The organism is Fibrobacter sp. UBA4309 (assembly GCF_002395745.1).
GTDB lineage: Bacteria > Fibrobacterota > Fibrobacteria > Fibrobacterales > Fibrobacteraceae > Fibrobacter.
Genome location: NZ_DGUN01000027.1, coordinates 75,507 through 97,327, shown reverse-complemented (window position 1 = coordinate 97,327; position 21,821 = coordinate 75,507). Strand labels below are relative to the sequence as shown.

General features: G+C 55.1%; 18 protein-coding genes. 8 read left to right on the top strand and 10 right to left on the bottom strand.

Annotated features, from left to right (window positions below):
• The 3 genes from B3M32_RS03225 to B3M32_RS03215 form a co-directional block, all read right to left on the bottom strand.
• Positions 1–1,388 (bottom strand): class I tRNA ligase family protein (locus B3M32_RS03225; protein ID WP_290743547.1); only part of this gene is annotated, 1,388 nt, incomplete at its 3' end.
• Positions 1,389–1,505: 117 nt separating this feature from the next.
• On the bottom strand, positions 1,506–2,294 hold the full coding sequence (locus tag B3M32_RS03220; RefSeq protein ID WP_290743545.1) for a hypothetical protein: 789 nt from the start codon (positions 2,292–2,294) through the stop codon (positions 1,506–1,508).
• A gap of 128 nt (positions 2,295–2,422) precedes the next feature.
• Positions 2,423–4,060, bottom strand: a complete 1,638-nt coding sequence (locus B3M32_RS03215; protein ID WP_290743544.1) for a hypothetical protein — start codon at positions 4,058–4,060, stop codon at positions 2,423–2,425.
• Positions 4,061–4,242: 182 nt separating this feature from the next.
• Here B3M32_RS03215 and B3M32_RS03210 point away from each other — a divergent pair, with 182 nt between their 5' ends.
• Positions 4,243–5,268 carry an outer membrane beta-barrel protein gene (locus tag B3M32_RS03210; protein WP_290743543.1) on the top strand — a complete coding sequence of 342 codons (1,026 nt, stop codon included), beginning with the start codon at positions 4,243–4,245 and terminating at the stop codon, positions 5,266–5,268.
• 134 nt (positions 5,269–5,402) lie between these two features.
• Positions 5,403–6,233, top strand: a complete 831-nt coding sequence (locus B3M32_RS03205) for an outer membrane beta-barrel protein (RefSeq protein WP_290743542.1) — start codon at positions 5,403–5,405, stop codon at positions 6,231–6,233.
• Positions 6,234–6,242: 9 nt separating this feature from the next.
• Here the strand turns inward: B3M32_RS03205 and B3M32_RS03200 are convergent, their stop codons facing one another.
• Genes B3M32_RS03200 through B3M32_RS03180 form a run of 5 tightly spaced genes read right to left on the bottom strand, consistent with a single transcriptional unit; the run spans position 6,243 to position 12,698 of the window.
• Positions 6,243–9,155, bottom strand: a complete 2,913-nt coding sequence (locus B3M32_RS03200; protein WP_290743541.1) for a fused MFS/spermidine synthase — start codon at positions 9,153–9,155, stop codon at positions 6,243–6,245.
• Between the two features lie 2 nt (positions 9,156–9,157).
• Positions 9,158–9,532 carry a P-II family nitrogen regulator gene (locus B3M32_RS03195; protein WP_290743539.1) on the bottom strand — a complete coding sequence of 125 codons (375 nt, stop codon included), beginning with the start codon at positions 9,530–9,532 and terminating at the stop codon, positions 9,158–9,160.
• Positions 9,533–9,549: 17 nt separating this feature from the next.
• Positions 9,550–9,951 (bottom strand): hypothetical protein, encoded by a 402-nt coding sequence (locus tag B3M32_RS03190; protein WP_290743538.1) that lies wholly within the window; start codon positions 9,949–9,951, stop codon positions 9,550–9,552.
• 9 nt (positions 9,952–9,960) lie between these two features.
• Positions 9,961–11,493 carry a DUF1538 domain-containing protein gene (locus tag B3M32_RS03185; RefSeq protein ID WP_290743537.1) on the bottom strand — a complete coding sequence of 511 codons (1,533 nt, stop codon included), beginning with the start codon at positions 11,491–11,493 and terminating at the stop codon, positions 9,961–9,963.
• Positions 11,493–12,698 carry an FKBP-type peptidyl-prolyl cis-trans isomerase gene (locus tag B3M32_RS03180; protein WP_290743536.1) on the bottom strand — a complete coding sequence of 402 codons (1,206 nt, stop codon included), beginning with the start codon at positions 12,696–12,698 and terminating at the stop codon, positions 11,493–11,495. Before B3M32_RS03180 ends, B3M32_RS03185 begins: the two co-directional genes overlap by 1 nt.
• A 147-nt stretch (positions 12,699–12,845) precedes the next feature.
• Here B3M32_RS03180 and B3M32_RS03175 point away from each other — a divergent pair, with 147 nt between their 5' ends.
• Both B3M32_RS03175 and B3M32_RS03170 read left to right on the top strand, forming a co-directional pair.
• Positions 12,846–13,409 carry a hypothetical protein gene (locus B3M32_RS03175; protein WP_290743535.1) on the top strand — a complete coding sequence of 188 codons (564 nt, stop codon included), beginning with the start codon at positions 12,846–12,848 and terminating at the stop codon, positions 13,407–13,409.
• Between the two features lie 22 nt (positions 13,410–13,431).
• Positions 13,432–15,588, top strand: a complete 2,157-nt coding sequence (locus B3M32_RS03170) for a PorV/PorQ family protein (protein WP_290743534.1) — start codon at positions 13,432–13,434, stop codon at positions 15,586–15,588.
• 77 nt (positions 15,589–15,665) lie between these two features.
• On the opposite strand, the gene rsmG is transcribed toward B3M32_RS03170, so the two are convergent.
• Positions 15,666–16,439 (bottom strand): 16S rRNA (guanine(527)-N(7))-methyltransferase RsmG, encoded by a 774-nt coding sequence (rsmG, locus tag B3M32_RS03165; RefSeq protein WP_290743532.1) that lies wholly within the window; start codon positions 16,437–16,439, stop codon positions 15,666–15,668.
• A 62-nt stretch (positions 16,440–16,501) separates the two neighbouring features.
• On the opposite strand from rsmG, the gene B3M32_RS03160 reads away from it, so the two are divergent.
• The 3 genes from B3M32_RS03160 to B3M32_RS03150 all read left to right on the top strand — a co-directional run bounded on the left by B3M32_RS03160 (position 16,502) and on the right by B3M32_RS03150 (position 19,122).
• Positions 16,502–17,875, top strand: coding sequence for a hypothetical protein (locus tag B3M32_RS03160; protein WP_290743531.1), 1,374 nt, complete (start codon positions 16,502–16,504; stop codon positions 17,873–17,875).
• Between the two features lie 201 nt (positions 17,876–18,076).
• The gene (locus B3M32_RS03155) at positions 18,077–18,469 is read left to right on the top strand and encodes a hypothetical protein (protein WP_290743530.1); all 393 of its coding nucleotides are present in this window, start codon (positions 18,077–18,079) and stop codon (positions 18,467–18,469) included.
• A 2-nt stretch (positions 18,470–18,471) separates the two neighbouring features.
• Entirely contained in the window at positions 18,472–19,122 is a 651-nt protein-coding gene (locus B3M32_RS03150; RefSeq protein WP_290743529.1) for an epoxyqueuosine reductase QueH, read from the top strand.
• Here the strand turns inward: B3M32_RS03150 and B3M32_RS03145 are convergent.
• The gene (locus B3M32_RS03145; RefSeq protein ID WP_290743528.1) at positions 19,119–19,532 is read right to left on the bottom strand and encodes a hypothetical protein; all 414 of its coding nucleotides are present in this window, start codon (positions 19,530–19,532) and stop codon (positions 19,119–19,121) included. The genes B3M32_RS03150 and B3M32_RS03145 overlap by 4 nt on opposite strands.
• Positions 19,533–19,629: 97 nt before the next feature.
• Here B3M32_RS03145 and B3M32_RS03140 point away from each other — a divergent pair, with 97 nt between their 5' ends.
• Positions 19,630–21,795 (top strand): YgiQ family radical SAM protein, encoded by a 2,166-nt coding sequence (locus B3M32_RS03140; protein ID WP_290743527.1) that lies wholly within the window; start codon positions 19,630–19,632, stop codon positions 21,793–21,795.
• Positions 21,796–21,821 lie beyond the last annotated feature (26 nt).

The window sequence follows — 21,821 nt, the reverse complement described above, 5'->3', positions numbered from 1 at the left end:
GAGAAGATGGCGTCACGCAGGCGGTAGTTGGTCTTGCGGCGGCCCAGGCCCTTCTCTTCCACATAATCCTTGGCGGCCTCGATGGCCTGCTTCACCGTCATCCCGTTGAGGAAGCCGGAGTTGCAAAGGATGCCGTCCTTGGCGTCGAAACTCTCCTCGGAGACATCGCAGCCCTCGATGATCGGGACGATCGGCAAGCCGAACTTCTTCGCGAAGGCGTAGTCGCGGCTGTCATGGGCAGGCACGGCCATGATGGCGCCGGTGCCATAGCCAGTCAGAACGTAGTCGGCAACCCACACCGGAATCTTGGTGCCGGTGAGCGGGTTCACTGCATAGCTACCGGTGAACACGCCGGTCTTTTCCTTCGCAAGTTCGGTACGGTCGAGGTCGCTCTTCAAGGCGGCGGCGTGCACGTATTCCTCCACGGCGGCCTTCTGTTCGGCGGTCGTGAGTTCCGGGACCATCGCGTGTTCCGGGGCGACGACCATGTAGGTAGCACCAAACAGCGTATCGCAACGGGTCGTATAGACGCGGAGCTTGCGGTCGGTCGGCTTGCCGTCAGCGTCGGCAATGGCAAAATCCACTTCGGCACCGTAGCTCTTGCCAATCCAGTTCTTCTGCATGTCCTTGACACCCTGCGGCCAGTCGAGCTTGTCGAGGCCCTTCAGCAGGCGGTCGCCATACAGCGGGATGCGCATGAGCCACTGCTTCAGGTTACGGCGTTCCACTTCCTTGGTGCCGCACTTTTCGTGGCTGCCATCATTCAAGACTTCTTCGTTTGCACAAACGATCTTGCAGTGCTTGCACCACCACACCTGAGCGTCGGCGTAGTAAGCGAGGCGCTTCGAATCCTTGTACTTGCGGACTTCGGCAGCACCCTTGCTCTCGACATCGGCAGGAATCGGGAGTTCTTCGATGGGGCGGCCCTTCTGCTGGTCTTCATCGAACCAGGTGCCGTAAAGGCGCTTGAAAATCCACTGCGTCCACTTGTAATACTTCGGGTCGGTGGTGTTGACTTCCTTGTTCCAGTCGTAGCTTAAGCCAAGGCGCTTGATCTGGCGGCGGAAATTGTCGCAGTTCTTCTTGGTCGTGATGGCCGGATGCGTACCGGTCTGGATAGCGTACTGTTCGGCAGGGAGACCGAAAGCGTCCCAACCCATCGGGTGCAACACATTGAAACCGCGGCTGCGCTTGTAACGGCAGATGATGTCGGTGGCGGTGTAACCTTCGGGGTGGCCCACATGGAGGCCTGCGCCACTCGGGTACGGGAACATGTCCAGGCAGTAATACTTGGGCTTGGACTTATCGGTGCCCGTCTTGAAAGTCTGATGTTCTTCCCAGTAGGCCTGCCACTTGGTTTCGATCTCTTGCGGATTGTACTTTGCCATTGCTTTATACCTCTAACGCCCCGGCGGAACCGCCGTGGCCTCATTAAATTTTTCGGGGTAAAAGATAGAAACTAAAAAAGCCCCGCGCTGCGGGGCCGGCGGCAAAAGAGCGGCTATTTATTGTTCGTCCGTGGAATCAGACGGGGCAGACTCGCCTTCCTGTACTGCTAAGCAGGAATCGTTCCCGTCGTTACATTCTTGATACTCACTAATCTCCCATTTAGCCTCTACGCATTGCAATAAATACCACGTTCCATCGTCCGATTGAATAGGCAAATCAGAAGTCTCGTCACAATCCGCCTCATGATAAAATGAATAATACCAACCCGCAATATCAGGTGGCAGGTCTCCCTGCACCGCAAAGCAGGTTTCGCCAGCCCTAACGGCAATAGCAATGGTTTTCCATGCACCATCGCCCAAGTACTTGTAGCAGTTAAACGAATCATGCCCAGACTTGGCGCCGGCATAAGCGATACGCATATCGCATACATCGCCCACGCTCACTCCTGCCGTATCACAGGCGGCACTGGCTTCCACTTGGAGCCATTCGCCTTGTTCGCACCGATGGTACTCAACATTGCTTTGATAAGCGGGATGATAACCAGGAGTCATGTGTTCAACAAGGCCCTCAATCTCGGCGTTACATTCCTGAAGTTCACATTCCGGATGCTCTATTCGTGAAGTGGCCGTCAAACACTTCGGCTCTTCACAATCCTGATTATACTCCCATTTGGTTCCTACGCATTCAAATCGATACTCCTTTCCATCGGCCCCTGTAATAGAGTTACAGCTGCCTTCAGGACGAAATTCGCCGCATTGAGGGAGAATCGGAATAAACCGCCAGAACGTCGTCGGGTAGGCCTTCCATCCCCGCAGGCACGCTTCCAGAAGAACCCGGAACATCATCGCCACTCGCCGATGACGAATCGTCACAGGCAACAAGGGAAAAGGTGAGCCCGAACGCTACCAGGCCAGCTATGCTTAACAGCCCTTTTCTTTCCAACGCAATAGACATAAAATCCTCCATTTAAAAATTACTTCTTTTCGGACCTGCCGAAAATGTACGCCACAAGGGAGTCATCACAATAAAATGTTTCTTCAATAGTGTTCAGCGACGTTACTATAGTGGCGGACCGAACGCCGATTCGTTTGTAGATTCTTCCCGGATCTCGCGACAGAGGCAAATAGCTGTATTCCATACCCTCCGATTCAGGAGTGCATTCAGGAGGCCCCGAGTACTGAATGGCTTTCTGCTCCTCTTCCGTTTCCAACGTCCAGGTGCCATTTTCGCGATACCGGTAATAATTTTTCGACAAGCAGTAGTCATACGTCTCGGAATACCATTCATCCGGTCCGCCCAAGTCCACTCTCACATTGTCAAAGCAATTCTCCAGCAAGCCTCCGACACGGTCCCCAACCTCCGCTTCCTTAGGCAGATCCAGTACGTCGTATTCCTCGTTGGTCAGCCCCTCCATACGCGGGTCCGTCTCTTGATGCGGAACAAATCCCGCCGTTACCCATTTACCAAAATCGCAGTAATAAAATTTTCCGTCTTTCTGAATATACGTCAGTTCCGTCGGATCCGTAAAAATATGCGGGCAATAGCCGAATTCAGGGTCTACACTGGATTCCACCCAAACGGATTCCATGTCGTAGTAATCGCCCCGATAAAAACCATCCACATACACATACATATAATGCAGCGTACTATCTCCCGATTCAAAAGAGCAAGTGTCTCCAACAGCTGTTTTCTCCGTGGTGCAGTAATAACCGGCCTCATCAACAACCGTCCACCCGCTGTCAGCGCACATGTAATACAATGTTATGACATCCGGATCTACGCCATAAGTGATTTTTTCCTTGTCCCACTTATTTTTGGAGGAACATTCTTTAGTCATTTTGGAAAGGCCCTCATAAACATTTGTATCTCCGACAGCACGGAAACCTAATAAATGCATCCATGTGCCTTCACCTTCATAAACGTACACGTGTGTCAAAGGCGCTCGATTGAAGAATCCCACATTCGCAGTCCTCCTGCAGAGAGCCCCCACTGGAACCCCAGCCGTATCGCAGGTAACCCATTGCTCCCTTTCTACCCAGGAACCAGCCTCGCACCTGTAATACATTATGTAACCATACTTTGCATTACCGGACCAGACGGAATCGACAAGGCCTTCGTTTTCGGTGGTACATTTCTTGAAACTCAACATGCCAATTTCTTCTGATTGATACAACATATCAAGAGTTGAAAATTTTATCGCCCCATCTGGGATAGAGGATACATAGGACCATTTGTTGTCCTTGCACCTATAAGTACAACCCATTCCGATCATCTGGTTATCATAACCATTTCTTATATAGTATACACCATCTGTTTGCAACGAGTCGCTACATTCATAAGGAGAAACCGAAGCAATCGCAGATTCGCAAGATGCGGAATCTGGTTCAAAGGACGAAGAAGACGACGGAAACGTCGACGACTCCGGGATTGCCGAAGATTCCGGCATAGAAGCCGAAGACCCCAGAACAGCCCCCGATGATTTCGGAACAGATTCCGACGATTCCGGCACTTCGTCATCGCTTGCAGACGAGGAATCGTCGCAGGCGACAAGTGCCACAGAAGCGGCAAAAGCGACTGCCGCGATTCCAGAAAAACGATACAAGGCTCTCATAGGCCCCCCTTTTTCATGTAATATAACAATCTTGTTCGTAAAAGGACACATAATACGATTTATATAAGAAAAAGCAAGCAAAGGCGGACTTTGACCCATTTTGATGGCCAAAATCGGTAAAAAACGGCAATCAGGAAGTTTTCCCTATCCGTTTTTGCCCCGCTTTTGTTATAATTAGAGATATGGAACGTTCCAGAATATTTTATTTCCTGTCCGCTTTGGCCATTTCGGCATCCTGCGCCTTCGCCCAGGATAGTTACGAGGCAGATACCGATTCCGCATGGATTGCCGCCCAGAACGGAGGCAGCACGGAACTGAACAGCGGCAACGACGAACCGAACGCCGCCTGCATAGGCGACGGATGCGACGGTACGGAGACCGCCCCCGCAAGTGCCCCTCAAGAAGCCGACAGCCAACAGGCTTCCGCAGGCGAAAACAATGCCGCGGGCGACAGCACCGCCGCGGCCGGAGACTCCTCGAAGCTGGCAAAAGCCGATTCCAGTGAATATGAAGACTGCACCCCGGCCGACACTCTGCTCGCCGAATGCAAGGAAGACGACGACACCTATGACCGCTACCTGCAAGAAAATGCGGAACAGTACCGCGCCCGCAAGGAGGGCTTCTCCAGGAAAATCACCCTCGGATTCCGCGCCGCAGGCGGCATGAACATGATTTTCGGGAAAAAGGCCGGCGACTGGAAGCTCGGCTACGAAGGCAGTGCAGGCATTTTCGCCAAGATGCCGTTTTTCTCCCGTTCGCTGACGCTTTACCCCGAACTGGACTTTGACTACCGCGTCTTCAACTTCGAATCCGAATCAAGCTACAGCGAAGACGAGGCCACCATCAAGCAGATGCTCTTCGAAATCCCGGTCATAATCCTGTACGCTCCCGACAACGAGGGCATCTTTGTCGGCCTCGGCTTCGACCTCGGCCTGAAGCTTTCGAGCAAGTCGGAATACAAGCAGAAAATCGACACCGGCAAGAAAATCGAGAAGGACAAGCGTAAAAACACCCTGCCGACTACGGGCGTGCTGATAGGCGGCGCTTTCGACATCGGTTACGCGTTCAATTCCCATTTCTCCGCGGACATCCGAGTGGTCCAATACCTGATCAACCTGGTCAACGACAAGGCCGTCGCCGAAACCGAGATTATGGACTCGAAACTGTTCACATTCCATACAACATTGGGCATTTCGTTCCATCTCTAATTGGCTTTTTTTCCAAAATGGCGATTTTTCGGTAATTTCCCATTTTGGTAAATTTTTTTTTCTACACCATTTTTACACGGGTATATATTTTTAGGAGTGCAAAAACGCCCCTTCATTTATTATAATTAGAATATATGAAATCAAGAGCACTCAGCATCCTTTCCTCTGCGGTTCTCGCATTCGCCCTTTCGGCACATGCCGACGAATTTGACGATTTCGACAAGGACGACAATGCCGTCAGTGCGGCAAGCAAATCCTCGGACGACACCTACACCGGTTCGACCGACGACGAGTTCGCCAACGACGAAGAATACGCTGCCGCATATGCCCGCTACAAGAACGAGCAGACATCCAAGGCAGAAATCAACCGTCTGCGTACGGAAGGATTTGCACGAGTCATTCAGTTGGGCGCACGCGTCCATGGCGGCATCAACACCTTCTTCGGCGGCAAGGCCGAAGACTGGGGCATCGGCTTTATCGCTGGTGGCGGCATCATGGTAAAGATGCCCCTCGGCATCAAGAACCTGAGCATCGTCCCGGAACTGGACTTCAACTACCGCCATTACGACTTTGAGACGGATACCGATTTTGGTACCGACGACGCCACCATCGACATGATGGTCTTCGAAATCCCGCTCATCGTGCGTTATACGTTCGAAGATATGGGATTCTTTACCGGACTCGGCGTCAACCTGAGCCTCAAACTTACCGGAAGTTCCGAATACAACCAGAATTTCGACGGCAGCAACACGGTGACCGACAACAACGCTCTCGTGACCTCCAGCGTGGAAGTGGGCGGAGTATTCGACCTCGGTTTCCTGTTGACGCGCTACATCAACGTCGACATCCGCGTGGTACAGAGCTTTACGAACATATTGAACAAGGCCCTCGTTCCCGAAGGCCGTTTCCAGAAGGCCAACCTGCTTTCGTTCTACACGATGGCGGGCGTCACCTACCTGTTCTAATCCAGCAGTTTATTTTTCACGCATTCCCGCAAGCTTCCGACGGAGCTGCGGGATTTCTTTTGATATCAGGAGTTTTTCCACCTTGAAGAAGCTTTCGTGCGGGCGGATGGCTTCCTTGTACAGCACATCGGCCAGTTCCGGCTCCTGTGCGAGCAGCGCGATGAGGATCGCGTTACGCAGGAAGAACTCGTCCATGTCCTTGACTTCGTACTTTTCGTAGAAGTCGGCGACAAGCTTGGCCGCGACAGCGTAATTCTTGGTGCGGGCGACTTCGAGGATGTTGAACTCGTCCACGAACGAGGCCGGGAACATTCCCGCGTTCACGAGGTCGCGGACCTTCATGTACACGGCGTTCGTGTCGCGGGCTTCCATCGGCACGCCACGGACCCACTCGATGTATTCCTCGCGGAACTTCTTCCATTCCGGGGAACGTTCCACGACCGGGGTATCCACCTTCGCGAGGTAGGCCTCGATGCCGAGCTTGCGGTAGGAATCGCCGGCCATCGCTTCCATCATGGCCTTGACCTTGGCGGGGCGGCGCAGGGCGTAGTCGGCGGAATCCAGGTATTCGGGCCAGCAGATTTCACAGGAGTCGAACACCTGGACGATGTGCGCCTCCGAATGGACAAAGCGGGCCTCTTCGGCCTTGTTGTCGACCATCGGCGTGAAGATGCTGTTCGGGTCGATGTTCTTCATCATGTTGCGGACCATCTTCGAGGTGAACAGGAAGTTCCGTTCGCCGAAGAATTCGGGATCGCGATGGATGCGTTCAAATTCCTTCACGAGTGCCGGGTCCGTGCTGAAGCGGCCGATGGACTTCTGGATGACAGGCTGGTCGCTCGCGATAATGATAATGTCCGGTTCCTCGGGGGCCTTGTACAGGCTCACGTACGGGAACGTCACGTCGAGCGCCTTCAAGATGTTCAAGAAGAGCTGGTCGTTGAATTCGTACGTCTGGATCCACTGCACCCAGAGTCCACCCGGTTTCATGTACCGGCGCATCTTCGCGTAGAACTCATGGCTGAAGAGGCTCGCCACACCGCTCACCCACGGGTTAGAGGGCACGCTGATGAGCATGTCGTACTTGCGGCGGTTGGTGAGGAAGAACGTCTGGGCGTCGTCGATGTAGATGTGGATGCGCGGGTCATCGTAGCCGCGAGCGTTCCACGGGTAGAATCCCTTCGCGAGGTTCATCATCTCGTCTTCGATTTCCACGCAGTCAAAGTCGCGGAGCAGCGGGTCGGAAAGCAGGTAGTGTGCGCCCATGCCACTGCCGAAGCCCACCATGCCGGCATCGTAGGGCTTCGAGAGCACGGCCATCGGCATGAAGGCCGTCGCCGCCTGGGTCAGTTCGTCACCTTCGATGGGGTGGTTGCGGTCCTTGCTCATGCTCGCGTCGGCCTTGCCGTTCGTCTTGATGTACCAGTGCACGTCGGATTCGTGGAAACTGATGGTAGCCGTCTTGCCGTCGCGGACGATTATCTTTTCGTCGGGGTGCAGGTTCTTGTAGGCGCGGAACGCACCCGACGTAACGAGCGACGGGTCGAAGTTCATGAACAGCGCGGGGAGCACCATTATGCCGCCGATGACGTAGAACATCACGTTATGGCGGAAACGCTTGCGGTAGATAAACAGGAGCACAAAGCCAATCGCGAAGTCGAGGTAGGCAGCGAAAACCAGAGAGCCCTTGAGCTGCAGGTACGGGAGCAACAAAAGGCCGCCACCCGCAGAACCCAGGATGGAGCCGAGCGTGTTCCAGCCGTACACCTTGCCGATGGGCGCTTCGCTCTTGAAGGCGCGCGTGAGGATGAGCGTAATGAGCGGGAGCGTCATGCCCGCAAAGAAGCTCGTCGGCACCATCCACAGCACCGACAGCGCATACTTGAAGAAGCTCCAGCAGATGTAGCCGTCGGATGTCGCGTTGAAAATCTGGTTCGACTCGTTCATCATGCCCCAGAAGGGCTGGTGGAAGTAGAGCGTGCACAGCGCGAAGAACGCCATGAAAATCTGCGCGAGCGAAAGCACTACGAGGGAGTCCTTCTTGAGGAGCCTGCCGCTCACGGCGCTACCGATGGAAAGTCCCAAGATAAAGGCGGAAAGCATCTGGTCGAAGCTGTGGCTCGACGAGCCCATCAACAGCGAAAGCAGGCGGATCCAGACGACTTCGTAAATGAACGAGGTGAGGCCCGTGATGGCCGCAATCCAGAGCCAGGTGCTCTTGGGCGGCATCGGGAGCTTGTGTTCGGCCACGTAGTCGGTTTCGGTGTTTCCGGATTCCTGCGAGGCATCCGCAGAATCTTCTTCCTTGGTCGGGGATGTCATGAACCCGATAACGCCGAAGATGGTCGCGAGCAGGAAGTTGATGGAGGCGGCAACGCAAAGAGTAGCATGGTTACCGAACACGGGAATGAGCGTATAGCTCGTGACCAGGATGCCTATCGCCGAACCGAGGCTGTTCGTGAAGTAGAGCATCGGGAGCGAGACTTCGGCACCGCTTTTGCGCATGAGCCCCGCCGCGATAAACGGGAACGTCATGCCCACCGCAATCGCGATAGGGAGCGTAGAACCAGTCGCAAGCACAATCTTTGCAATCTCGGCGCCAGTGAAGCCTAGCCCCGCGACAAAGTCACTGTCGAAGAAGAACCCGGTGAGCAAATTATAAAGCGGGTGATAGATCAACCCGCCTATACCGATAGCCAATTCCACTGCCGCGTAACCGAGCAGCGGCCTCTTCACCTTCTCGACCATCTTGCCCGCGACAAAGCTGCCGATAGCAAGGCCGCCCATGTAGATGCAGAGCGTGAGCACCTGCCCGTAGCTGGCGTGGCCCAGGAACAATTTGAGGTAACGGGCCCAGGAACCTTCGTAGATGAGTCCCGCGAAACCCGAAAGGGCGAAGAGGAAATAGACGAGAATGTTCATATTTAACCGTTCTTGGCAGTAGAGGATTGAGCGGAAACCTTGCCGTCTTTCTCTTCCGCCTTCCACGGTGTGAGACCGACAACTTCATCTACGGGGAGCGAGAAGGCGATGCCCTGGCCCATCGTGTCGAGGCCGGCCTTCTGGTAAAGCGCATGCAACACGGCATCCTTGATTTTAGAATCCACGAGGATCATCACAACTTCTTTTTCCGGCTGGATTGCGATATGGAAGAACGATTCCGCTTCCTTGTTCGCGGTACCGCGGCCGTTCAAAATGGTGCCACCGCGGGCGCCCGCATCCTTGGCCGCTTCCATCACCGTTTCGGAGAAGCCCGTATTCACGATGCACATGATCAGTTCGTGATTGCTTGTACTCATTTTTCGCCCCTCCCTAACTACGAACGATTGTCGCTCAAGAAGTTGAATATGGATTTCCCGATAATGCTTTTCAGGGGAACCGTGTAAGCGATTCCCTTGCCGCCGGCGATAGTCCTGAATTTTTCTTCAAGGCTTTCAAGGGCGGCAGGTAAGCGGTCTTCGCCAATGACACTGAAGATTACGGCACGGTCGGAATCGGCGAGGCCCATGGCGGCAAGGATTTCTTGCGGAGCCGTTCCCTTGCCGAAAAAGACCATCTGCATGTTCACGCCGAAGGACTGGATGTGGTCCATGTAAAAGTCGGCCTTGGCGCGGTTCACCGTCGTCACGAGAATCTTGAGGCGATTCATCGAAACGCGGGAGTGACCATCCGGCGTGCGGCCGAGGCGTCTGGAACTTGTCTTCTTCGTTTCTGCCATTCTCATACCCTACACAAAGTCAATAATCTGTTCATCGTCGGCATCCTGGATGCGGCGCATCATCTTGCGGTTGCGCAGCGCCCGCGCGACGACAGCCCTAAAGCCAAGAACCTGGATGGTAATGAGCGGAGTCATGGCGACCATCGCGACGATACCGAAGGCGTAGCTCAAAATGGAATCACCGCCGTCATGGATAACGGAGCACGCCCCGATAGCCATGGGCAAAATAAAGCTGGATGTAAGCGGACCGCTCGCGACTCCACCGGAGTCAAACGCAATAGCGGTATAGAGCTTGGGAACAAAGAACGAAAGGCCGAGCGAAAGGAAATAACCGGGAATCAGGTAATAGATGATGGGGAACCCGACGATAATGCGGATCATCGAAAGTCCGATGGAAATTCCCACACCCACCGAAAGAGCAATCAACATGGAGCGCTTGGTCACGAGACCGCCGGTAATCACCTCGACCTGTTTGTTCAGCACGTGCACCGCGGGCTCCGCCAACACGACCACCATGCCGATGACAAAGCCCGAAACCACAAGCGCCTTGGGCATCGCAGCAAGCGCAGTCCCCAGCTGGAATCCGACAGGCATAAAGCCTACCGTCACCGCCGTAAGGAAAACTACGAGTCCGACAAAAGTATAGCACAGCCCGAAAGCCATCTGCGCCAGTTTCGCCTTGGACAGCCTGAGCGCAATAATCTGGAGCGCCATGAAAAAGACGACGATAAGCCCGAGCGCAACAAGGACTTCCCGGGCGACGTTCAGCACCGTCGGGATAAAGTTCGCACCGAGACTTGCGTCAATCGAGTAACTCGCCTTCGAAAGTTCGTATGTCATCGTCCCCTTCGACGCAATGACAAGTCCCATCAGCGCGATAATCGGGCCCACGGAACAAAGAGCAATCAAGCCGAAGCTGTTCTCCGAGGCGTTCTTGCCGCCTATAGCGCCAGCCACACCCACGCCCAACGCCATGATGAACGGCACCGTGATGGGGCCGGTCGTCACACCGCCAGAATCAAAGGCGAGCGCAACAAACGTATCCTTGCCGACAGTAATCATCAGCATGCCCAGCATGAACAGCACGAGGTAGAAGAAGATGATGATGGACGAGAGGTCCTTTTTCCAGACTATCTTGATGATGGAAAGGATCAGAAACAGCCCGACACCCACGCCGATGGTCACAATCAGCAAGAGGGGCTGCACGGCGTTCTTCACCTGCTCGGCCAGCACGGAAAGGTCGGGTTCAGCCACGGTGATGAGCACACCCATCACAAAGCATACGGACACGAGCAGCGGCAGCTTGCGCGACTTGGTAAGGCCCGAACCCACATGCTCGCCCATCGGCGTCATGGAAAGGTCGGCACCGAGGTTGAAGAGCGCGATGCCTGCAACCAGGAATACCGCGCAGACACCAAAGACGACCAGTTCCTTCAACGAAAAATCTACCAGCGGCGTAAACGAAAGGCACAGCACGATAAGCGTCACCGGCAGTACCGAAGCGAATGCCTCCCTGGTCTTTTCGAAGAGGATCTTGAACATTATTCTCCGAGATACTCCACTGCAAAGATGAGCGTAGAACCACCCGGAATGGGGCCCGCGGCACGGCTTCCGTAACCGAGTCCCGGCGGGACAATCAGGATTCTCTTTTCACCCGGGAGCATGCCCTGCACGCCGAGTTCCCAACCGCGGATAACGCGGCCACCGCCCAGCGGGAAGGCGAACGGCTGCCCGCGATCGCGGGAGCTGTCGAACTTGTAGCCGTTCACGAGCCAGCCCGTGTAGTGGACCTTCACGGTAGAACCTGACTTGGCGGGTTCGCCTTCACCCGGTTTCACGATCGCGTAACGCAGGCCTTCGGAACCGTTTTCCAAGGCAAGCGTCGTCGTATCCGGGAAGAAATCCATAGTCGCGGCGAGCTCTTCGTCTATTTCCGTAGAAACCAGTTCCACGCGGAAAATCAAGGTGGAGTTGGACGGGATCATCGCATAGGCGGTCGCACCGTATCCCATGGACGGAGAAATCCTGAACCAGCGGACACCGCCTTCGCGCATGCCTTCGAGACCCTGCTCCCAACCCTTAATCATCTTGCCTGCGCCCATCACCACAGAGAGAGGCTTGCCAAAATCCTTGGAACTGCCGAACTTGCGGCCGTTCAGGAGCCAGCCCGTGTAATGGGTTTTGAGAATGGCGCCGGGAACCGAGGGTTTGCCCGTACCGACCTTCTCGTCGTAAATCTTGAGACCCTTCGATGCTTCTTTCCATTTTACCTTGTTCACATCGGCAGGGAACTTGTCCGGTTCCATAGGCTTTTCCGCACTGACGAGTTCCACTTCGAAATACAGGTCGGAATACGGAGGAATGCCGTCCAGGGAATTTTCGCCATAGGCCATCTGGTAGGGCACGGTCATCTTGCGGATCTCGCCCACCTTCATGCCCTGGAGGCCCTTGTCCCAGCCCGGAATCACCTGGCCCACGCCAAGCGTAAATTCCAGGGGTTCACCGCTTTCGTAGGAATTCGCGAAGGGATGCGGTCCGGAGGTTTCGGCCTGCGCAGAATCTGCAGCTGCGGAGGAATCTGCGGCGGGAGCGGCCTTGCCAGCGTCGGCCACCTTTGCGGTGTCGACTACAGCAGTGGAATCGGCGGCCTTGGTCGAATCCTGCAAATCTGCAAGCAAAAAGCCCTTGTAGTGGACCTTTATCAACTGTCCCGACCTTATTTCGTCGCCAGAACCCTCTTTTACCACATCTACCTTAAAAGGGACGGCCCAAAGACTGCATGTAAACAACAACACTAAAAAAAACTTTAATTTCGGCATAAAATCTCCTGTCCCATAAAATAGAAAATGCTAGTTTTAGAGAGAAAGTCTTTTTAACAGAAAACGGATAAGATTATGCTATCGGTCATCATCGTCATCGCAATCATTCTTTTGTCCATTATCCTCGCGGGCATAGGGGCCTACGTGGTCATCCACAGCGCAGACGAAAAAGAAGAAATTAAGCCGGTAATCGACGTTTCTGGCCAGTACGCCGTAGTCGTGCGCCCTGCACGCGAATCCATCACCGCGGTAAAGCCCAGCGAGGCCTCCCTCAGGTCCTGGCTCGAGACCCAGCCGCTGTCGCCCGAACAAAGGGAAGATCTGATCGCCCAATGGAACGAATCCATAGAAAACACAATCCGCACCATTGACGAAGGCGACAAGAACGGGACAGCCACCTACCGCATCGAAATCGGCCCCAAAGGCAAGAACTACTGCAAATTCGTAAACGAAGACAATTTCATCACCCGCGAACAGATCCGGAACCATGCCGAAATCCTGCCCCCGTACGTACTGGGCTGCGACTGCAGGCTCCTGCCCAAGCAGCCCTGGGAAAACCCGAGCAAGTCCGGATGGAAAGCGGTCGTCCCCACCCACGGGAACACCTACGACGTCCCCGATTGGAGGCAACTTGCGTAAATCCCTATTATCAGCCCTTCTTTTGGCACCTGCTATTTCTTTTGCAGCCGGTTCGGCGATCATCACCCTGGAAATGCCTGTCGGCGCCCGCCAGTTGGGCATGGGCGAAGCCGGTGCTGCACTGGCAGACGACGCTACCGCGATGTACTACAACCCGGCGGGGCTCGCTTTCGGCCCCCTGGCCGACGAATGGCGCGTATCCTATACCAAGGAAACCAAGGAAGCGCCCTTCTTTACCAGCATGACCAGTCGTTCCAAGAACGGATTCTTCGCCAAGAGCGAACTCTGGGCAGGTACGGCAGAAGGCATATTGAAATTCGACGGCGAGCAGTGGGTGGACTACCACTCCGTCACGCTCCAGGGCAATGCCAAGGTGCGCGACGCCGTAAAAGTCTATGTAGGGACCGAACGCGGACTGGACGAATACTCCCGCCAGGTGAAAAAATTCAACGACATCAAGAACGCCGATGACGAATCGCACGTGGTCGAAGTCAAGATGCCCTGGAACCTGGTGGTCAACGACACCGTCACCGCAGTCCTGTACGACGACCGCACAGAAAAACTCTGGGTCGGCACCCCGAAGGGCCTTTTCCGCTTTGACGGCAAGGGCTGGAAAAGTTACGAATCCGAACTCGGCGTGCACCGCATCTCCGCGCTCGCAAGCCAGGGCGCTTCCCTGTGGATCGGAACGGAGAACGGCCTGTTCCTCTACCGCAACGGCCAGTTCGAACAGAAGGGCAAGGTCCTCCCGAGCCAGAAAATCAACGCGCTTGTATGGTCCGAAAACCGCAAGGAGCTCTATGTGGCCGCCGACGGCGCCGGCATCGCGCGTCTCGTCCCGAAAAAGAGCGTAAACGACAAGGACCGCTGGAGCCTGTTCAACGAAGAAGACGGCATCATGGACTTGCATGCGACCGATCTCGCCGTAGACAGTTCCGGACACATCTGGGCGGCACACAAGGGCGGCCTCAGCCACTTCACCCTCCGCAAGTGGGAACAGGTCCAGTTCGCCGACAACACCGTCAATTCCATTTCTGTCGACCAGCGCGGCAGCATCTGGATCGCTACGGACAAGGGCGTGTGGAAGCACCTCCCCGACTATGCGACCGCCAGCGGACGCAAGGCAGAACTTGAACGCGGCGCAGCCGAAGAAGAAGGTTCCGTCAAAAAAGATGACGAGTGGACGCATTTCCATTCGGGAAACGGACTCAGTAGCAACAAGGTCTGGGCAGTCCTCCCGCAAGGCAACGACGTCTGGTTCAGCACCTCCAAGGGCATGGAACAGTACAAGGACGCCGACTACCAGCTTACGGCATTCTACGAAAAGCTCCTGCCCATCCTGAACATTCCCGATCTCTACCACCTGTACGGCGGCCTTACCATTCCGCTGAACGACTGGGGCACCATCGGATTCTCCGTGAACTTCGTCAGCTTCGGTTCTACCGTCGTTTCGGGCGATGTGGACGCCGATGACCTGGTTGCCTACAACAGTTCCGAAATCGTCGGCGGCATCAGCTACGGCACAAGGTTCCCGAACGACTGGGGTCTGGGCCTTTCTATCAAGTTCTTCTATTCCGACCTGAGTTCCGGAGCCTCAACCGGCGAAGAAGAAGCGACAACATTCGGCTACGCGTTCGACATCGGCGTACTCAAGAAGAACCTCATCGTCGACAAGCTGAACCTCGCACTCGTTCTCGCGAACATCGGTCCGAGCGTCTACTATGTGGACAAGACGATCGAAGACCCGATTCCATTGACCTGGCGTCTCGGCCTTTCTTACGAGCTGCTGAGCCTCGCCGACTACAAGTGGATTATCGCCGCCGACTACAACCGAGAAGTCGTTTACGACGACGACAAGGGCGACCCTGAACCGTTCTACATCGCATGCTGGAAATCCATCGTGAATCCGGAACGCGAAGGTGACGGACTGACCGCGGCAAAGAACTCCCTGATGCAGGGCGTGTTCAATGTCGGTACGGAATTCATCTATTCGAACACCATCGCACTTCGCCTCGGCTACCTCTACGACGATACCGGCAAGCGTAACGAAGTGGACTTCGGTTTCGGTTTTATGCTCAGCGACGTGCTGCAGTTCGACTTCGCGACCATCAAGGACGTGGGTGATCACGACGGCGTACGTGACGGCCAGATGCGCTTCGGCATGCTGTTCAAGTTCTAGCGGCTACGCCGCGATTACCGAGTCATCCTCCGAGTGAAGCGAGGAGGATGACAGGCCAAGGATGACATCCCACATCCCTATTCCACTCTTTCCAAAATAATCAGCGCGCGTTCCTGCGTGCTGTTCGGGATGGTGTAGAAATGCTTGCCCGCGAACTTGTACCCGAAATCTTCGGGATGGAAGGTCTTTAGTTCGTCGGCAACGGCAGGACCCTTCATGAAGAACACTCGGCCGCCCACCTTGAGCGAATTGGCCAGGCGCGGCAACGTCTTTTCCATGAGTTCGAAGGCGCGGCTGATGACGCCGTCTACAGGAATCGTCATGCTCCTGCTCGTGACCTTGTGACCAAAGACATCTATACCCTTCAGGCCCATCTTCTCGATAACCATGTTCAAGAAATTGATGCGGTTCGGGCGCGGTTCGCACAAAGTAAGGCGAATCTGCGGATTCACGAGCTTGAGCGGGATTCCCGGGAACCCGGCGCCGCTCCCAACGTCTATCATGCGGGCGGGCCACTGTGGGACGTAGGCATTGATAAGCGTACAGTCGGCGTAGTGGCGCTCCACCATCGTCTCGAAAGCATTCAGGCGCGTAAGGTCCTGGTCGTCGTTATTCGCGCGCAGAAGCTGGTGGAATTCCCAAATCTGCTTGAGCGTCTTTTCCTGGAGTTCCACGCCGTAATAGTGCAGCAGCTTGTCTAGACCGGCAAGAGAAGGCGTAACACGTTTTCCGCCGAACAGCGGAAATTCGGTACGGGGAGCCTTGAGATGCGGCACAAAGTCCCTGCCCACGGCATTGGCTCCGCGAGATGGCTGTCGACTTGGCGCTTTTTTCGACCAGTTCGGATTCATGTACCCAAAGATAAAAAAGTTGTCGTACGGCACGTCTTCCCGAAAAATTCCGTCTATAAGGTATGGACCGGATTTTTTTCAAGATTTCCATACTCGGGCTGTTCCTGGGGATATCGCAGGCGGCCGTGACCGACGCCCAGGTATTCGACTGGTGGGATGCAGGCATCATCACGCCCGAAGAAGCGGACGAGATCCTGCTGCTACTGGACGAAGGCAACACCGGCGAAGCGTGCCTGCTGGCAGAAGTCTACGCACAGGAGCCCTGCGAAGACGCCCCGCCGAAAAAAGTCAAGTCCCCAAAACAGAAAGAACCGAAACGGCCTTCCCTGAAACCCACAGGATACCTGCTCGTCAAGGCCAGGCTCGATTCTTCCGGCAACCTGGAAAGCCACAGGGAAGAACTGCACCTATCGTTCTACCGCTACACTCTTAGGCTCGGTTCGCAAAGGACTCTTTCGTACAAGAACGGCGATAGCGAAGCGCACTTCGGGGATTTTTCTACAAACGAACTCCATAGCCATATTCCGCTCGACACGCTTTGGGGTACGACCCTGCTCTATCCCATCGGCAACTTCCGAATTTCGGCTTCACTGGATACGTCCACCATCGCCCGCGCCGGGCTCGGATACGTGTTCGGCAAACAGGCTTCCATAACCGCCACCTACTGGGACGCCCGCAGGGAACGCCATGACGAATTCCGCTCCGCCTCATTACAGGCCGATTTCGGTTTTGGCAAAGCCAGCGTGTGGTACCAGAAAGATCAGGACGCCCCGCTCGCCAAGATAGAACTGCGACACCGAAAACGACAATCAAAAAACGAGCCTATCGCATTCGCCTGGAGCACAACCGCCTACATTCACGGAGACTCCATACCAGCGATGGCCCGGCTGAGTTCCACCATCCGCCAAAGCCGCCTGTGGGGTGCGCAGACTGTCGGGTTCACGGCACACGAAATATACAACACAAAATTCGAATTCAACACGAGAATCATCAACCCGATCCATGGCGACAGCGTTTCCACCCGCCTCAAGGCCACACTACAAAGCGGACCGGAAATATTCCGGGGAGGCTTTTCAGCGACATGTATCGAACTGCGGGACGACTGTGAAAAAAGCGACTGGAAGGGAAGCGTTCAATCCAGCTTTTCCGACAACTGGACGGCAGGGACATCCGCGAGAGAGAGGTATTCAAGAAGGGACGGCCCCGGGCCGCCGCGTATCGAGACGTTCCTGCGCTACAGGGACTCGCCAAGGAACTACGCGAAGCTCATCCTCGTCGCGCCGGACGCAAGGCCGTCGAAACGGATGCAGTTACAGAACGAAGCCCACTTCGCCGCGGGGTTCCTGAACCTTTCCGTCACGACGACTTTTCAGAAAAACGTAAACAAATCGTTACGCCCGACACGCGGAAGCATAGCCGTGAAATGGCTCTTTTAGCAACCGATTGCGGAAATTTGCGCTTTTTGATGCTTTTTCTTTTTCCCGGTGGTTACCGCTGTATACCCGAGTATACAGGAATTACACCAGCACATGGACTTTTGTCAAGACAAGTTTGTATCTTAATGGCATACCCAAACACTCCCTAGCCCCTTCCGGTTACCTCCTTTACCCGAAGGGGCTTTTTGTATCTTTACAGCCATGCTTATCGTCTCCATCATAGCGGCAATCAGTTTTATGCCTTCCATCATTTTGAACATCGCCCTCGCCTGTGGCGCTCCCCTCGGAGCTTATGCCATGAACGGACGACACACCGTCGTCCCGAAAGAAGTCCGCAAGGCATTCGTAATGCCGATTATCATGCAGTTCATCGCCCTTACGGTACTGCTCACCGCCGGGACCGTCATCCCCTGTTTCTTGCCCGTCGAAATTCTCCGCATCCTCGCCTTTTTCTTTGCCCTCTACATGACCTTCTACACGGCGACGGTCCTGTTCAGCACCAGCTACAAGGAACGCACGCGCATGGGCGCTTTCGCCATAGTCACGACAATCGGCTACTGGATAACCGCCTTCGGGACCCTTCCCTGGGAATAAAGATGCCCGAAGCCTACCACAATTACCAACGCGACCTGAACTATATCATCCGGCGCCTGGAACGCACCGGAGAAGTGCCGCACTTGCTATTGCACGCATGCTGTGCCCCCTGCAGCAGCTACACTATCGAATACCTGTCGCAGTATTTCAGGATTACGTTGTTCTACTACAACCCGAATATCGCCCCTGCCGAAGAATACCAGCACAGGGTCAACGAAATCAAGCGGTTTGTCGCGGAATTCAAGACGAAGAATCCCGTAACACTCATCGAGGGCGAATACGACCCGAAAAAATTCTACGATGCCGTACGCGGGTTCGAAAACGAACCCGAAGGTGGCAAGCGTTGTCGCAAGTGCTTTGAATTGCGCCTCGCGGAATCGGCACGGCTCGCCAAGAAGCTGAACGCCGATTACTTTACTACCACCCTCACCATAAGCCCCAAAAAAGACGCCAAGGTGTTGAACGAGGTGGTTCAGGAACAAAGCGAAGCCTACGGCGTACGCAGGCTTCCGAGCGATTTCAAGAAAAAGGGTGGATACAAGAGGTCGATCCAGCTATCCGCCGAATACAACCTTTACAGACAAAATTATTGCGGTTGCGTCTACTCCAGACGCGATGCCGAAGCAAACTGTTCAGCAAGCGGCGAGGACTAGCAATCGTCCAGCAGGGATTCTTCCCAGTTGCCGTCCTTACAGGTAAGGAGCTTGTTCTGGTCGGCCAACAGGACGAGCCAGCCTTCGGTTCCTGAACTGCAACTTATACTCACCGTTTCGATATTCTTGACGGTAACATTCGGAAACACGTCCGAAGCGCAATTCTGCCCAGGATGGGCCGGTGCCGAAGAAGATTCCGGAATAATCTGCCCGCGCGGTTCCGACGAAGTGGGTTCGTCAACGGAGGAACTGCTCAGGGTAGGGGAACTCGACAAATGGAACAGCTGGCCATCATCGGAAGAGGCCGGTGCTTCTTCATTTGAAGGACCGGAACTGGAATCGTCGCCACAAGCCCAGAACGACACGGCGGCACAGCACAGGGCTATAGGAAATATTTTGAACAAATGCATCTCATTCTCCTCTATTTCTCTTTGAAAAATACACTAAAAGACGCGTAATTCCAATAGCCGTCCATAAAAAAACAGCCTTTTTTCTACATTTTGCGATATGGCCACCTACGACCCGCGATTTTTACCCATCTGCAAGGAAGACCTGGACGAACTCGGCTGGGATTACGTGGACGTGATTATCGTGAGTGCCGACGCCTACGTGGACCATCCGTGCTTCGGGCATGCCGTGGTCGGGCGCCTCTTTGAACACGAAGGTTTGCGGGTCGCGATTCTGCCGCAGCCCAACTGGCGCGACGACCTGCGCGATTTCAAGAAGTTGGGCAAGCCACGCATGTTCTTCGCAATCAGCAGCGGCATGGACAGCATGGTGAACCACTACACCGCCGCCAAGCGCCTGCGTAGCGACGACGCGTTCACTCCCGGCAACAAGGCAGGGTTCCGCCCCGACTATGCCACGTACACCTACGCGAAGATTTTAAAGAAGCTCTACCCCGATGTTCCGCTGATGATCGGCGGGCTAGAATCGAGTTTGCGCCGCGTGACGCATTACGATTACTGGAGCGACAAGTTAAAACCGAGTATTTTGTTCGACACGCAGGCCGACCTCCTCGTTTACGGCATGGGCGAAAAGCCCCTGAAAGAGATGGTGAGGCTCCTAAAGAAGGGAGTGCCGTTCTCAAGTTTGAATTCTATTCCGCAAACAGCATACCTCGCGCCCAAGGGGAACGTCCCGAAGAACAACCACTGGGAAGACATGCGGCTCGCAAGCCACGAGGAATGCCTCGCGAGCAAGCGCACGCAAATGGAAAACTGCCGCAAGGTGGACATCGAATGCAACAAGTGGTTCCAGCGCCGCATATTGCAGGATGTCGCGGAACAGACCGTCGTGATAAACCCCGCGTACCCGCCGCTCGAATACGGCGAACTCGACGAGAGCTTTGAATACCCGTACGCGCGTGAACCGCATCCGCGTTACAAGAAGCGTGGCAACGTGCCCGCGTTCGACATGATCAAGTTCAGCATCAACACGCACCGCGGTTGTTTCGGCGGTTGCAGTTTTTGCGCCATCAACGCGCACCAGGGCAAGTTCATCGCGAGCCGTAGCCGCGAAAGCATTTTGCGCGAAGTCGATTTGATTACCAAGATGGACGGTTTTGCCGGTACCATCACCGATTTGGGCGGCCCGAGCGCCAACATGTACAACATGCGCGGCAAGGACCCCGGCCGATGCCAGAAATGCGCGAGGGCCAGTTGCCTCACGCCCAAGATTTGCGACAACATGGACACGCACCACAAGGAGCTCTTGGAACTCTACCGCGAAGTGCGCAACCATCCGAAGGTAAAGCACCTGTTTATCGGGAGCGGAGTCCGCTACGACATGCTGCTGCAAGAGACGAACGACGAGGAACTGCGCCGCGACCACGAGGAATACGCCCGCGAACTCATCGACTATCATGTGAGCGGACGCCTGAAGGTGGCGCCGGAACACACGAGCGACGAAGTGCTGAAACTCATGCGCAAGCCGAGTTTTACGCTGTTCCACAAGTTCAAGGAATTCTTCGACGACGAATGCAAGCGCATCGGCAAGCGCCAGCAGATTATCCCTTACTTTATCAGTAGCCACCCGGGATGCACCGAGGCCGATATGGCGGAACTTGCACTCGAGACAAAGCAGCTCGGGTTCCAACTGGAGCAGGTGCAGGATTTTACCCCCACGCCGATGACGATTGCCACCGAGATGTTCTATTCCGAGCTCACGCCCGACGGAAAGCCACTTTACGTGGCGAAGACTCCGGAGCAAAAGAAGAGCCAGCGGCAATTCTTCTTCTGGTACATACCCGAGAACCGCCCGCAAATCCGCGCGACTTTAGAACGCCTGAAGCTCGGCAAAATTGGGCGCCTGCTATTAAGCCGCAGCGCCAAGGCCGAAGGCAAGGAATTTTTCCCGAGCAAGGAACGCGAAGCCAACGCCGAGTACCGCGAGCGCGAACAGCAGAAACGCGAACAGCGCTCCGTCACCATCGTGCCCAAGAAAGTCGGCGAGAAGGGCCGCTGGGAAAATTCCGCCCGCAGGGAACGCCGTGCCGCGCAGTTCGGCGACGCATCCAGCAACAACCAGCGCGAAGGACGTCGCGAATTCCATGCCAACCGCGACAATCGCGATTTCAACAAGAATCGCGGAAACGATAGCCGCCGCGACTTTGGCGGCAAGAACAGGAATACTCCCCCGGTACAGTTCAGTTCCAGGCGACGCGGGAAATAAAAGCGGATTGTTTTATCGTCTCGCAA